Annotated in this window: 12 protein-coding genes; 8 read left to right on the top strand and 4 right to left on the bottom strand. The window is 64.6% G+C overall.

What is annotated here, in order from left to right:
• Positions 1–55 precede the first annotated feature (55 nt).
• Positions 56–688: a cupin domain-containing protein gene (locus AC0L3C_RS17140; protein WP_473408535.1), complete on the bottom strand. Its 633-nt coding sequence runs from the start codon at positions 686–688 to the stop codon at positions 56–58.
• A gap of 219 nt (positions 689–907) precedes the next feature.
• Between AC0L3C_RS17140 and AC0L3C_RS17135 the strand changes: the two genes are divergently transcribed.
• The 7 genes from AC0L3C_RS17135 to AC0L3C_RS17105 all read left to right on the top strand — a co-directional run bounded on the left by AC0L3C_RS17135 (position 908) and on the right by AC0L3C_RS17105 (position 9,840).
• Positions 908–2,599, top strand: a complete 1,692-nt coding sequence (locus AC0L3C_RS17135; protein WP_473408534.1) for a peptide ABC transporter substrate-binding protein — start codon at positions 908–910, stop codon at positions 2,597–2,599.
• 27 nt (positions 2,600–2,626) lie between these two features.
• The gene (locus tag AC0L3C_RS17130) at positions 2,627–3,577 is read left to right on the top strand and encodes an ABC transporter permease (protein ID WP_473263025.1); all 951 of its coding nucleotides are present in this window, start codon (positions 2,627–2,629) and stop codon (positions 3,575–3,577) included.
• A 3-nt stretch (positions 3,578–3,580) separates the two neighbouring features.
• Positions 3,581–4,456, top strand: a complete 876-nt coding sequence (locus tag AC0L3C_RS17125; RefSeq protein WP_473408533.1) for an ABC transporter permease — start codon at positions 3,581–3,583, stop codon at positions 4,454–4,456.
• A 43-nt stretch (positions 4,457–4,499) separates the two neighbouring features.
• Positions 4,500–5,828, top strand: a complete 1,329-nt coding sequence (locus tag AC0L3C_RS17120) for an NAD(P)/FAD-dependent oxidoreductase (protein ID WP_473408532.1) — start codon at positions 4,500–4,502, stop codon at positions 5,826–5,828.
• A gap of 12 nt (positions 5,829–5,840) precedes the next feature.
• On the top strand, positions 5,841–6,767 hold the full coding sequence (locus AC0L3C_RS17115) for a 2-hydroxyacid dehydrogenase (protein ID WP_473408531.1): 927 nt from the start codon (positions 5,841–5,843) through the stop codon (positions 6,765–6,767).
• Positions 6,768–6,776: 9 nt separating this feature from the next.
• Positions 6,777–8,645: an ABC transporter ATP-binding protein gene (locus AC0L3C_RS17110; RefSeq protein ID WP_473408530.1), complete on the top strand. Its 1,869-nt coding sequence runs from the start codon at positions 6,777–6,779 to the stop codon at positions 8,643–8,645.
• A gap of 268 nt (positions 8,646–8,913) precedes the next feature.
• Positions 8,914–9,840 (top strand): helix-turn-helix domain-containing protein, encoded by a 927-nt coding sequence (locus AC0L3C_RS17105; protein ID WP_085361471.1) that lies wholly within the window; start codon positions 8,914–8,916, stop codon positions 9,838–9,840.
• 2 nt (positions 9,841–9,842) lie between these two features.
• On the opposite strand, the gene AC0L3C_RS17100 is transcribed toward AC0L3C_RS17105, so the two are convergent.
• Complete coding sequence (locus AC0L3C_RS17100; protein ID WP_473408597.1) at positions 9,843–10,769, bottom strand: catalase family peroxidase; 927 nt, start codon at positions 10,767–10,769, stop codon at positions 9,843–9,845.
• Between the two features lie 115 nt (positions 10,770–10,884).
• On the bottom strand, positions 10,885–12,108 hold the full coding sequence (locus AC0L3C_RS17095; RefSeq protein ID WP_084777503.1) for a polyhydroxyalkanoate depolymerase: 1,224 nt from the start codon (positions 12,106–12,108) through the stop codon (positions 10,885–10,887).
• A gap of 168 nt (positions 12,109–12,276) precedes the next feature.
• On the opposite strand from AC0L3C_RS17095, the gene AC0L3C_RS17090 reads away from it, so the two are divergent.
• A complete protein-coding gene (locus AC0L3C_RS17090) occupies positions 12,277–12,933 on the top strand; it encodes a glutathione S-transferase family protein (protein ID WP_473263018.1) in 657 nt (218 codons plus the stop codon).
• Between the two features lie 277 nt (positions 12,934–13,210).
• Here the strand turns inward: AC0L3C_RS17090 and AC0L3C_RS17085 are convergent, their stop codons facing one another.
• Positions 13,211–13,435 carry a hypothetical protein gene (locus tag AC0L3C_RS17085; RefSeq protein WP_007595594.1) on the bottom strand — a complete coding sequence of 75 codons (225 nt, stop codon included), beginning with the start codon at positions 13,433–13,435 and terminating at the stop codon, positions 13,211–13,213.
• Between the last annotated feature and the right edge of the window lie 62 nt (positions 13,436–13,497).

The following is a 13,497-nucleotide window of genomic DNA, read 5'->3' as shown; positions in this document are numbered from 1 at the left end:
ATTCCGCGCGGCGGCGTCGAGGGGCAATTTGCGGTGGTGCCGGGTTGGCGGCGCTTCAACCTGCCGGCGAATCGGTCTGGCGCAGCGTCGTCACCCAGATCACGCGGGCGGTCTGCTGGGTCGGGTTGTCGAACATATGCGGCACGATGCTCGGAAAGCGAAAGCTGTCGCCGGCCTCGAGCAGATGGGCCTGGTTGTCGAGCCACAGCCGCAGGCTCCCCGAGAGGATATAGCCCGCCTTCTCGCCGGTGTGCTGCAGGAAGTCGGTGCCGGACGAGGCGCCGGGATTGAGCGTGAGCTCGTAGAGTTCGAGCTGGCCTTTGTCTGCCGGCGTCAGCGCTTCCTTGACGACTCCGCTGGCGGTGAGCCGCAGCAGGCGCCGGCTGTTCTTGCGCACGATGTAGCGCTGCACGTCGGCGGGATCGGTGGTCTCGAAGAAATAGGAGATAGGAACATCGAGCGCGATGCTGAGCAGGCGCAACGTGCGGATCGACGGCATGGCGCGCGCGCGTTCGAGCTGGCTGATCATGCCGTTGGAGAGGCCGGTCTTGTTGGCGACGTCCTGGATCGACAGGCCCGCACGCTGGCGCAGCAGCCGCACGGTCTCGCCGAGGCGCTGGTCGACCGCATCGTCGGTCTCGATCTCCGGGGCATCCTTCGGATCGTTGATCTCGCCGCGACCATCCATGTCGCTCTCCCATGCATCACCTCAGCCCCGGACAAGGACGGTCCGGAGCATCAGTCGGAGTGAAAAGGTCGCGCATCCTAGCAATGCGATTGACAGCTGTATTTAGTCGTGATGAACTTTTGATAGAAAAATTTAGAAGCACTAAAGCCCACTCCTGTCCCTTTGCCGGGGATCTCGGGGCGCGGGAGACGGTGCCGCGTGCGAAAACGGAGAGTGGTCATGGCGGACGACACCGGGAAGTTCGGCGTTGGAGCACTGCATCTCGGCAATCCGAATCGCCGTCAGATCTTTCAGCTCGGCGCAGGCGCCGCGGCGGGATGGACGCTTTCGGGCAGCGCATTTGCGCAGACCGAACGCCCGACCAGTCCGCCCGACAAGCCGCGCGGGCAGGTGATCGCGGCGCTGTCGCAGGAGCCGACGGTCTTTCATCCCCTGATGCCGGGTATCGAGGTCGACCAGGGCATCTGGTGGCAGGTGTTCTCGCCGCTCTGGTTCATCGATCCCGATGGCAAGTTCGTTCCCGATCTCGCCCGCGAGGTCCCGACCATCGAGAATGGCGGCCTGTCGGCCGACGGCCTGACCTGGAAGATCAAGCTCCGCAGCGACGTGAAATGGCACGACGGCACGGCGTTCACGGCCGAGGACGTGAAGTTCTCGCTCGAGCTGATCAACAACCCCGATTTCCGCGCGCGCAGCCGGGTCGGCCATAGTCTCGTGAAGGACATCAAGGTCGTCGCGCCCGACGAGATTCACTGGCGCATGGAAGCTCCCTATTCGCCCTACATCTCGATCCTGGGATCCCTGACCTTCATCGTGCCCAAGCACATCCTGGAGAAGGTGACCGATCCGAACGCGTCGCCGTTCCACAACGCGCCTGTCGGCACCGGGCCGTTCCGCTGGGGCGAGCGCGTGCCGGGCGACCACATTCAGTTGAATGCCCATACCGGCTACCACGGCAAGGGGCCGTACGTCGAACGCGTGGTCTTCAAATATATTCCCGACCTGACCGTGCTCTACACCCAGTTCCGCACCGGGCAGGTCGACTACACCGGCCTGCAAGGCATTCTGCCGAACTTCGTGCAGGAGGCGAAGACGTTGAAGGGCCGCAAGATCTTCGTCTCCTCGACGTCGTCGGTGGAGCACATCGCGCCCAATCTGGAGTTCGGCGCGTTGGCGGACCGCACCGTGCGCGAGGCGCTTTATTTCGCGATCAACAAGCAGGCGATCATCGACGCGCTGAACTACGGCCTGCCGACGCTGACCGAAAGCTTCGTGCCGCAGCAGGCATGGTCGTTCCAGCAGGGACTGCCGCAGCACAAATACGATCCCGTCAAAGCCAACGCACTGTTAGATGCAGCGGGATGGGTCCGCGGCTCCGGCGGCGTGCGCGAGAAGGGCGGCGTCAAACTCGAATTCACCAATTCCACGACGTCGGGCAACGCGGTGCGCGAGCAGACCCAGCAGCTGCTGATCCAGGACTGGCGCGCGATCGGTGCCGCGATGCGCGTCAACAACATGCCGGCCGCCGTGATCTGGGGCGACTTCTGGCAGCAATCGAAATTCAACTCGGTGATCGTGGGGGTGAATTTCATGCTCGGCAGCGACCCCGACGTGACGCCCCGCTTTGGCTCCGGCGCCATCCCTGCCAAGGGTGGCCGCGGCTACAACACCTATCAGTATCGCAACCCGGAGGCGGATCGGCTTCTCGCCGAAGGTGCCAAGCAGTTCGATCTGGCGCAGCGCAAGACGACCTATGGCAATCTGCAAAAGCTCATCCGCGACGACCTCGCGATCCTGCCGCTGTTCCAGGGCTTCATCGCCGAAGGCGTGAAGGAAGGGCTGCAAGGTTTCCGCCCCAACATCAACATGTCGATCAACTGCTGGAACATCCGCGAATGGTATTGGGCCTGATGGTTCAGGTGCGCGAGATCGCCTGAGATGGCTCGTTACGTCGCCAATCGCCTGGCGCAGGCGATCATGCTGCTGGTGATCGTGTCCGCGATCGGCTTCGCCATCCTGCATCTGGCGCCCGGCGGTCCGCTCTCGCAATTCGCTGCGTCCGCGCAGATGACGCAGGAGGATCTCGATCGCGTCACCAGGCAGCTTGGCCTCGATCGTTCGCTGCCGATCCAGTACCTCGACTGGTTCGGCCGGATGCTGAGCGGCGATTGGGGCCGCTCGTATCGCGACGGCGAGGCGGTGCTGGCGGTGATCTCGTCGCATCTCGGCGCCACGCTGGAGCTGATGGCGACAGCGACCATCATCGCCGTACTGCTTGGCTGCTGGATCGGTGTGCTCGGCGCGCTCCGCCGCTATTCTCTGTTCGATTCGCTCGCAACCGTCGGCGCCATGATCGCGCTGTCGATCCCGACCTTCTGGTTCGGCCTCGTCACCATCTATGTCTTTTCGGTGAAGCTCGGCTGGCTACCGGCCGGCAACCGCGAGACCGTCGGCGACGGCTCCTTCCTCGACCTTCTGCATCATCTGATCGCGCCGGCCCTGGTGCTGGCGCTGGTCGAGACCGCGATGTGGGGCCGCTTCATGCGCTCCTCGATGCTTGAAGTCATCAACCAGGACTACATCCGCACCGCGCGCGCCAAGGGCATGCCGGAATGGCGCATTCTCACCGTGCATGCGCTGCGCAACGCCCTGCTGCCGATGATCACCGTTGCCGGCCTGCAGTTTCCGACGCTGCTCGGCGGCGCGCTGGTCGCCGAAACCGTGTTCACCTGGCCCGGCATGGGGCGCCTGTTTCTCGATTCCATCGGCTATCGCGACTACCCCGTGGTGATGGGCATTTTGATGTTCTCGGCAATGATGGTGCTGATCGGCTCCCTGCTCGCCGACATCCTCTATGCCGTCGTCGATCCCAGGATACGGGTGGGCTAGGCGATGACGAGCGCAGCCCTCTCGACCGTTCAGCTTGCGCCGGGCCAAGCCGCCTGGCGGCGCTTCCGCCGGCACCGGCTCGCGCTCGCTGGCGCCGTGATCATTCTCGTGCTCGTCCTCGGCTCGGCCTTCGGTCCCTATCTGCTGCCGTTCGACGACACCTATATCGACATCATGAAGCGGTTCGCGCCGCCGATTTCCGGCGCGCACATCCTCGGTACCGACGAACTCGGCCGCGACGTGCTGGCGCGTCTGATGATGGGCGCGCGCGTCTCGCTGTCGATCGGCTTCGTCGCGATGGTGATCGCGATGGCGGTGGGCATCGCCGTCGGCGCCTTCGCCGGCTTCTATGGCGGGGTGGTCGGCGCCGTGCTGATGCGGCTCGTCGACGCCATGCTGTGTTTTCCGACCATTTTCCTGCTGCTTGCGCTCGCGGCGCTCATCGAGCCCGGCTTCGTCACCACCACCGTTCTGATCGCGGCAACCGCCTGGATGTGGGTGGCCCGCGTCGTCGAGGCTCAGGTGCGCTCGCTGCGGGAACGCGAGTTTGCGGTTGCTGCACTCGCGTTCGGCTCGTCGAGCCTGCGGATCATGTTCCGTGAGCTGGTGCCCAATGCGATCGCGCCGATCGTGGTGGCGGCGACGCTGAATGTCGCCAAGGCGATCCTGCTGGAGTCCTATCTCAGCTATCTCGGCTACGGCATCCAGCCGCCGGCCGCGAGCCTCGGCAACATGCTCAACAACGCGCAGATCTATCTTACCAGCGCGCCCTGGCTCGCGATTGCGCCGGGCCTCGCCATCACGCTGGCGGTGACGAGCTTCAATTTTCTCGGCGACGGCCTGCGTGACGCGCTCGATCCGCGAATGAACATCCCATGACAAGCCGACGAGCTTCGATCGAGCTGATTTCCAGGAGTGCCCCATGTCCCCGCCGCTCACCCGTATAAATAGCGACGAACAGCTGCCTCAGCAGGCTGACGTCGTCGTCATCGGCGGCGGCGTCATCGGCGTGTCCGCGGCCTATCATCTCGCGAAGAAGGGTCTCTCCGTCGCCCTGGTCGAGAAGGGCCATGTCGGCGGCGAGCAGTCGAGCCGCAATTGGGGCTGGTGCCGTCAGCAGGGCCGCGCGCGTGAGGAGATCCCGCTGGCCCGCGAGGCGCTGCGCCTGTGGGAAGACATGCAGAACGACGCCGGCGTCGATGCCGGCTTCCGCCGCACCGGCGTGTTGTTCCTGACCAAGAGCAAGGACGAGCTCGCCAGCTGGGAGCGATGGGCCGCAACGGCGCGCGACATGCAGGTTCACTCGACCGTCCTGACGCCCGCCGAGGTGGCCGAGCGTCTGCCCGGCAATTCCGAGACATGGGTGGGCGGCCTGCACACGCCGAGTGACGGGCGCGCCGAGCCCTCGATGGCCGTGCCTGCGCTTGCGACCGCCGCCCGAAAACACGGCGTCACCATTCATCAGGGCTGCGCGGCTCGCGGACTGGAGACGCAGGGCGGACGGGTGAGCGCCGTCGTCACCGAGAAGGGCACCATTCGCACGCAATCGGTGCTGCTGTCCGGCGGCGCCTGGTCGTCGCTGTTCTGCCGACGCCACGGCATCGAGCTGCCGATTGGCCTCGTCAACGCCACCGCGTGCCGGACCACGCCGGGGCCGGAGATTACCTCCGGCGCGCTCGGCACCGATTTCTATTGCATCCGCCGCCGGCTCGACGGCGGCTTTACCCTGGCGCTGCGCAACCGCGGTACGGTCGAACTGTCGCCCGATCTGTTCCGCTACGCGCGAACCTTCTGGCCGACCTATCTGCATCGCAAGAACGGGTTGAAACTGTCATTCGGCAAATCCTTCTTCGACCAGCTCATGCGGGGCACCAGTTGGAGCTTGGACAAGCCGTCGCCGTTCGAGACCGAGCGCGTGCGCGATCCCGCGCCTGACATGTCGCTGGTCAATGCCGCGCTGGCTTCGCTGATCAAGTCGAACCCTGAATTGAAGGACATCGAGATCGCGGAAGCCTGGGGCGGTACGATCGACTGCACGCCGGATACCATTCCGGTGATCTCGCCGGTCGACGCCATGCCCGGCTTCTTCCTGGCCACCGGCTTCTCCGGCCACGGCTTTGGCATCGGTCCTGCGGCCGGCAAGCTCGCCGCCGACATCGTGACGGGCGCGACGCCGCTGGTCGATCCCGTGGCCTACAGCCACAAGCGCCTGATCGACGGCCGCCGGCTCGCGCCGGTCAGCCCGTTCTGAGGGTCTTGCAGCATGACGGTTCTCTACAAGGCCAACATGGTTCGGGGCGCTGAGTGGGCGGGCTTCTTCGCCGAGCGCGCGCCCGATGTTCCGTTTCGGCTCTGGCCCGACATCGGCGATCCCGCTGACGTCCGCTATCTCGTGGCGTGGGTGCCGCCGGACGACATCGCGACGACTTTCCCCAATCTCGAGCTGGTCTTCTCGGTCGGCGCGGGTGTCGATCAGTTCGACGCGTCAAAAGTTCCGCCGCACATTCCCCTGGTGCGCATGCTGGAGCCGGGCATCGCGGAGACGATGGTCGAATACGTCACCATGGCTGTGCTCGCGCTGCATCGCGATCTCCTGCACTTCATTGGCCAGCAGAAGGAACAGGTCTGGCGCGAGATCCGGATCACGCCGGCCAAACGTCGTCGCGTCGGCGTGATGGGGCTCGGCCAGCTCGGCCAGGCCGTGCTCGACCGCTTCAAGGCGTTCGGCTTTCCGCTTCTCGGCTGGAATCGCTCGCCGCGCGAGATCGACGGCGTCACCTGTTATTCGGGCATGGAGACGTTGCCGGATTTCCTTGCGCAGACCGACATTCTCGTCTGCCTGCTGCCTCTGACCGATGAGACCCGCGGCATCCTGGATGCGGATCTGTTCGCGCGCCTGCCGCGCGGCGCGTCGCTGGTCAACGTCGGGCGTGGCCCGCATCTGGTCGAAGCCGACTTTCTCGCGGCGCTCGACAGCGGCGCGTTGTCGGGTGCTGTCCTCGATGTCGCCGAGCCGGAGCCGCTGCCTGCGGGCCACCCTTTCTGGAGCCACCCACGCATCCTGGTCACGCCGCACAATGCCAGCATGACGACGCCGGATGCGGCTGTCGATTTCGTGCTGGACGTGATCGCACGCCACCGTCGCGGTGAAGTGCTGCCGGGGCGTGTCGACCGTACTCGTGGCTATTAGGACACCGGCATGAGCATGGGCGCAAGCGGAGCTGATCAAGTCGCTGCCAACGCGCCGTCGCCGGTGCTGTCGGTCTCAGGCCTGACGACGTCCTTCCTCCGCGAACGGCAATGGAGTCCCGTCGTCCGCGACGTGTCGTTCGATATTGCCTCGGGGGAAACCGTGGCGATCGTTGGCGAGTCCGGTTCGGGCAAGAGCGTCACCGCGCTCTCGATCATGCGGCTCATTCCGAAGGAGAACGGCCGCGTCGAAGGCAGCGTCCGGCTTGCCGGCCGCGACCTGCTGACGCTGCCCGAAGCGAGCATGAAGGATGTTCGTGGCAACGACATCGCTATGATCTTCCAGGAGCCGATGACGAGCCTCAATCCGGTGCTGACGATCGGCTTCCAGATTGCGGAAGCACTGATCCAGCACCGCGGCCTGTCGCGCGCGGCGGCGGAGGCCGAGACCATCCGCTTGCTCGATCGTGTTCGGATACCCGCTGCAAAATCGCGCTTCCACGAGCATCCGCATCGCTTCTCCGGCGGCATGCGCCAGCGCGTGATGATCGCGATGGCGCTGGCCTGCAAGCCGAGGCTGCTGATCGCGGATGAGCCGACCACAGCGCTCGACGTCACGATCCAGGCCCAGATCCTGGAGCTTCTGAAGGAGCTTCAGCAGGAAGAGGAGATGTCGATCCTCTTCATTACCCACGACATGGGCGTGGTGGCCGAGATCGCGGACCGCACCGTGGTGATGTTTGGCGGCCAGGCGGTGGAAACCGACCGGACCTCGCGCATCTTCGGAGCCCCTTCGCATCCCTACACAAGAGCACTGCTCGCCGCCGTGCCACGCCTCGGCTCGATGGACGGGCGGACGCGGCCGATGCGCTTTCCGATCGTCGACAAGCTGACGGGAACCTCGGACGAGCCGGCGGAGACGCCCGATACGGTCTCGATTGCCGAGCGACCGCTGCTCGAGGTCTCCAACCTCACGACGCGCTTTCCAATCCGCTCGGGCCTGTTCGGCAAGGTCTCGGGCCGCGTCCATGCGGTCGAGAACGTCTCCTTCACCTTGCGCGCCGGGGAGACGCTGGCGCTGGTCGGCGAATCCGGCTGCGGCAAGTCGACGACGGGCCGCTCCATTCTCAAGCTGACGGAGCCGGACAGCGGCACCGTTCTGATCGACGGGCAGGATGTGCTGGCGATGAATGCCCGCACCTTGCGTGACTTTCGCAAGCAGATGCAGATCGTGTTCCAGGATCCGTTCGCGAGCCTCAACCCGCGCATGTCGGTGGGAACGGCGATTGCGGCCCCGTTGCTCGCCAACGGGCTCGCCACCGCGTCGCAGGCGCGGGAGAAGGTCGCCGATTTGCTCGTTCGCGTTGGTCTCACTGACGATATGGCCGCGCGCTTTCCGCACGAATTTTCCGGCGGCCAGCGTCAACGCATCTGCATTGCCCGCGCGCTTGCACTCGGACCGAAGCTGATCGTCGCGGACGAAGCGGTCTCGGCACTTGACGTCTCGGTCAAGGCGCAGGTCGTCAATCTGATGCTGGATCTTCAGGCCAGCATGGGACTTGCCTATCTTTTCATTTCCCATGATATCGCGGTGGTCGAGCGCATGAGCCATCGCGTCGCGGTGATGTATCTCGGCGAGATCGTCGAGACCGGTCCGCGCGCGGCCTTGTTCGGGAATCCGCAGCATCCCTATACGAAGAAGCTGATGGCGGCCGTGCCGGTGCCCGATCCAGCGCGCCGCGGCACCAGGCGCGAGGTAGCGAACGACGAGATCAGAAGCCCGGTGCGCGCGCCCGACTACCAGCCGCCCGTGCGCCAATATCGCGAGGTGTCGCCGGGCCACGTCGTCCAGGTCTGGGGCGAGGAATGGTCCGCCTGACGTGCGCAGGCCGCAAATCATTTCCGAAATGCACGATGAAGTCGCGCAGCAATCTGTCTGGCAGGTCAACGGTGTTGTCCTTCGCCATGCCGGGCCGGTGACATCACGCTGAAATCACAATGAAATCATCGCGTCGCGGCCCGCTGCACCCGCCCGCCGCGACGGCTTCGTGTTATGCGCTGCAGCTGGACCGTCGGCCGGCGATCTCCGATAATGCGCGGATCTCGGGAGGGCCGGCGAAGACGTGCCTTCGGATGGATTTGCTAGAATGACACAAGCAGGCGTCTACGGGCAGAGGCTCGGGCAGGGCCTTCGCTCGAAGCAAGCACCGGTCCTGATCACGCGTTCGCTGCACAGCGCCGAGCTCGCGGTTACCGAAGTCCGCAACGACGATCCGACACCGGATATTTCCGGCTCGCTGGCGGCGGAAGATGCCTATCTCCTCAGCCTGAAACTCCGCGACTATCCGGATTGCGAATGCTGGGAGGAGGGCCGCTGTGTCACCAAAGCGGATGTTCGCGCAGGTGCGACCTATCTGTACGACCTCAAGCGCGATCCGCGCTATGTGATCGACAAGCCGTTTCACTCGCTCTTCTTCTATTTGCCGCGCTCGGCGCTCAACAGCGTTGCCAGGCAACCGGGCGGGCCGCGCGTTGGCGAGCTCAGCTACGAGCCCGGTGTCGGTCATGACGACGAAGTCGTTCGACATGTCGGCGCCTCGTTGCAGCACGGACTGCGTCGGCCCGACGAGACCAACCAGCTTTTCGTCGATCACATGATGCTCGCGCTCACCGCCCATGTCGCCCAGACCTATGGTGGGCTGAAGCCAGCCGCAGAACCGAGCCGCGGCGGTCTCGCGCCATGGCAGGTGAAGCGTGCGTGTGACCGGCTCGATTCCGATCTCTCGGGCAAGATCGCGCTACAGCTGATCGCGACCGAGCTTGGCCTGTCGGTCAGCCACTTCTCACGCGCATTCCGGATCTCCACCGGCCTGCCGCCGCATCAATGGCTGCTCCAGCAGCGCGTGAAGGCGGCCAAGCAACTCATGACAGTCCGCGACCTGCCGTTGTCCGAGATTGCCATCTCGGCCGGATTTGCCAATCAGAGCCATTTCACCCGCGTGTTCTCGTCCATCGTCGGTGTCAGTCCGGGCGCGTGGCGCCGCGAAACGGATGGCGGACGGGACAAGACTTGAATTTACCGGCGCTTCGACAGCGAGATTGTGTAGGCCGTGCGGCGCGCCGCAAAGATCTCGTCCGGCGGATGGCCGATGCCGTCGGCAAGATTGGCGGGATTGAAGATGGAGCCGTCGCAGGCCTCGTTGGCCTCGAGGCTGGTGATGACGATCGTCCCCAGCCGCACCTGCTCACGGTTGTCCTCGTCCGGCCATCGCAGGGTCACGTCCATGGTGGGATCGCCGGGACGGTCGAGCAAGGCCATCACGTTGAAGCGGACATCGCCGGCTGCGATTCCCCGCGCGAGATCGTCATGGAGGAAATCGGCCGACTTCGTCCTGGCTTCGTCCTCGCTCAAGGTGACGTCGCCGCCGACAGGCGCGACCTTGAACTTGATGAAGCGGGTCTCGTCCTTCGCGTTCGTCGCGGGAAAGGCGTGCACGCCCCAATAGGTCGTGCCGGCAAAGCTGCCGGGCAGCCGGCGTGCCGCGAGGTAGTTCGCCTGGTTCAGTGTTTCAGGATTGTCCGCGGAAAAGGCCCGGACCTTCTCGATGTCAGGCTTGCCGTCCGCGCCCGGAATGTGCGCCTCGAGGAAGGCGAGCATCTGGTCGAGCGTCCGTGCAAAATGCACCGGAGCGGTTTCCGTCAGGATGTCCGAGCGATGGGCGTCGTCGCCAAGCCTGAAGCTGAAGCCGCGCAGCACGAGGTTGTCGGTGTCGGTCACCCCGGAATTGCCGCCGCCGACGGAGAAGCGCGCGAGCACACGCGAGGGCTTGGTGAAGCTCAGCGATCGCGTAACCTCTGCCGCGCGGTCGGACGGGGCGTAGGTTCCGCGCACACATCGCCCCTTAGCGAAGCTCGCGCGCACCTTCGGCGGATTGCCTGCGACCGCCTTCAATGCCTCGACGACCGCGGCGGGTGTTGCAGCTGGGGTGGGAAGTTCGGATATGGCTTGGCCTCCGGGGCGAGCGGCATGGCCAGGTTTTAGGTCTGGTGCAGCGCCAGCGTCTTTCCCAAAGCAGCGCTGCCTTGTCCAATCCTGCTGAAAGAAATTTGGCGCGGCTTCAGGAGTTCACGTGCACGAAATCCCGCAGCAGCGGATAGATTTCGTTGTTCCAGCGCTTGCCCGAGAACACGCCGTAATGGCCGACGCCGGCCTGCATGTGGTGCACACGGCGATAGGCGCGCACGCCGGTGCAGAGGTCTTGCGCGGCCAGCGTCTGGCCGATCGAGCAGATGTCGTCCTTCTCGCCCTCGACCGTCATCAGCCCCATGCGGCTGACGGCCTTGGTGTTCACCGGACGTCCCCGATGCATCAGCTTGCCCTGGGGCAGAAGGTGCTCCTGGAACACGTCGCGCACGGTCTCGATATAGAATTCCGCGGGCAGGTCCATCACGGCGAAATATTCGTCGTAGAAGGTCTTGATGCTGGCCGCCTTCTCCTTCTCGCCCTTGGCGATGTGATCGGCGAGATCGATATGCTGCTTGATGTGGCGCTCGAGATTCATCGAGACGAAGGCGGTGAGCTGCACGAAGCCGGGATAGACTTTCCGCAAGGCACCGCGGCACTGCATCGGCACGTAGTTGATCAGGTTCTGCTCGAACCAGTCGATCGGCCTGCTCTTGGCGAATTCGTTGACTCTGGTCGGCTGGATGCGCGTGTCGATCGGGCCGGCCATCAGCGTCAACGTCGCCGGCCGCGAAGGATGGTTGCCCTCGCACATGATCGCGGCGGCCGCGAGTGCAGAGACCGAGGGCTGGCAGATCGCGACCATGTGCGGGCGCGGGCCCAGTTGGCCGAGGAAGTCGATCAGATGCTCTGTGTAGTCGTCGAGCCCGAAACGGCCCTCGCTGCGGGGAATGTCGCGCGGATTGTGCCAGTCGGTGATGTAGACGTCGTGATCCTGCAGCAGCGTCTTCACGGTGCCGCGTAGCAGCGTCGCGAAATGGCCGGACATCGGCGCCACCAGCAGCATGCGCGGCTGTTCGCCCACGCCTTCCTTCTTGAAGCGCAGCAGCGAGCCGAACGGAGTCGCATAAGCGATCTCCTCGGTCACGGCGACCTCGCGATTGCCGACCATGACGCTGTCGATGCCGTAGGCGGGGCGGTGGTAGGTGAGGGTGGAGCGGGAGATCAGCTCCAGCGCGGCCGACAGCCGGCCGACGACCTGATCCGATAAGCCCTGCGGCACCAGATTGAGGAATTTGAGCGCGGACGAAGCCCCCGACCGCCACGGCGCCGTCAGGTCCATATGGTTCTGAAAGGCCTGATAATACATCGACATCATACTGAAACGCCCACCTGTCCCCGTGCTGTTATGCAATATCGGAGCCAAACCGGAGATGGGCCGCCCTCAAGATTGGCACGTCGCTTGCTGCTCTTTTCGCGGGAAGCACAGGCGGTGCGCACTCGGCAGTCCGGGCGGGTGCAAGTCACAGGCGTGAGGGAAGGCCACATGGCGAAGGCGACACTGACCATCAGCAGCAAGAACTATTCGTCCTGGTCGCTGCGTGGCTGGCTGCTGACGAAGTTTTCCGGGCTCGATTTCGAGGAGATCGTCACCGCGCCGGACGACGCGTCGGCGCGCGCCGAAATCCTGCTGTTGTCATCGTCGATCCTGGTGCCGTGCCTGCGGCACGACGGCGCGATCGTCTGGGATACGCTGGCAATCGCCGAATATCTCAACGAGGCGATGCCGGATGCAGGGCTGTTGCCCGCGGATCGCGTCCAGCGCGCGCATTGCCGCTCGATCTGCGGCGAAATCCATTCCGGCTTCACCACCTTGCGCGCCTCGCTGCCGGTCAATCTGAAGGGGCACTTCCCCGGCTTCAAGATCTGGTCGCGCGCGCAGGCCGACATCGATCGCGTCTGGGCGATCTGGCGCGACTGCCTGGACAAATCGGGCGGGCCCTTCCTGTTCGGCGAGACCCGCACCATGGCTGATGCGATGTACGCCCCGGTGGTGACGCGCTTCGTGACCTATAACGTCAAGCTTGAGCCGCAGCTGCAGGCCTATGCCGATACCATCATGGCCATGCCGGAGATGAAGGAATGGATCGCGGCGGCAAAGGATGAGCCGGCTGAGATCGAGGAGCTCGAGGTCGAATATTAGGCAGGCCGGGTGCCATCTGCCTGTTTTGGAAGCGAGCATCCAATCGCCGCACCCGCGGTCATGTCATTGAAGCCGTTAACTTTTGACGCCCATGGCTGGCTGGCCCTGCTCAAGCGGTGCGCAGATATTGTATGCGCCTGGTGGCCAGTTGCGACATCTAGCCGTGAACAGGCGCGTACGGGGCCCTACGGCTGATTCGGACGCGATTCGTTCGGGCCGCGTTCCGAAGGTTAAGCCGGGACGCGACCCCGTTGCATTTTGAGACAGACATCAGTGCTCAGGCCACGCCCGAATGCTTCATGCGTGGGACGCGCCAGCCGATGACGGTAGCTTCGACCGCGACACCGGCCGTGTGGTTCTGCCAGCGTCCCTCGACATAGCGGCAGGCGAACGGCAGCTGATAAGTCCCGCTGTGGTCCTCGCACAGCACTTCGACTGCAAGGCCAGGCGGCGGTTCTCCGGCGCCGTCGAATTCCGCCAGTCGTCTGTCGCGCGTTGCCATCAAAAACTCCCCTAAACAAAGCCGCGGAAGGAGCGCCCATTTCCTCCGCGTGCAGATCATCG

The organism is Bradyrhizobium sp. WSM4872, from assembly GCF_055811715.1.
Note: the sequence above shows the minus strand (reverse complement) of the source record. Positions and strands in the feature narration are given on the sequence as shown.

Bases quoted from the DNA above. Each gene is read 5' to 3' on its own strand.
- AC0L3C_RS17140 (WP_473408535.1), bottom strand. From the start codon at position 688: ATGGATGGTCGCGGCGAGATCAACGATCCGAAGGATGCCCCGGAGATC.
- AC0L3C_RS17135 (WP_473408534.1), top strand. From the start codon at position 908: ATGGCGGACGACACCGGGAAGTTCGGCGTTGGAGCACTGCATCTCGGC.
- AC0L3C_RS17130 (WP_473263025.1), top strand. From the start codon at position 2,627: ATGGCTCGTTACGTCGCCAATCGCCTGGCGCAGGCGATCATGCTGCTG.
- AC0L3C_RS17125 (WP_473408533.1), top strand. From the start codon at position 3,581: ATGACGAGCGCAGCCCTCTCGACCGTTCAGCTTGCGCCGGGCCAAGCC.
- AC0L3C_RS17120 (WP_473408532.1), top strand. From the start codon at position 4,500: ATGTCCCCGCCGCTCACCCGTATAAATAGCGACGAACAGCTGCCTCAG.
- AC0L3C_RS17115 (WP_473408531.1), top strand. From the start codon at position 5,841: ATGACGGTTCTCTACAAGGCCAACATGGTTCGGGGCGCTGAGTGGGCG.
- AC0L3C_RS17110 (WP_473408530.1), top strand. From the start codon at position 6,777: ATGAGCATGGGCGCAAGCGGAGCTGATCAAGTCGCTGCCAACGCGCCG.
- AC0L3C_RS17105 (WP_085361471.1), top strand. From the start codon at position 8,914: ATGACACAAGCAGGCGTCTACGGGCAGAGGCTCGGGCAGGGCCTTCGC.
- AC0L3C_RS17095 (WP_084777503.1), bottom strand. From the start codon at position 12,108: ATGATGTCGATGTATTATCAGGCCTTTCAGAACCATATGGACCTGACG.
- AC0L3C_RS17090 (WP_473263018.1), top strand. From the start codon at position 12,277: ATGGCGAAGGCGACACTGACCATCAGCAGCAAGAACTATTCGTCCTGG.
- AC0L3C_RS17085 (WP_007595594.1), bottom strand. From the start codon at position 13,435: ATGGCAACGCGCGACAGACGACTGGCGGAATTCGACGGCGCCGGAGAA.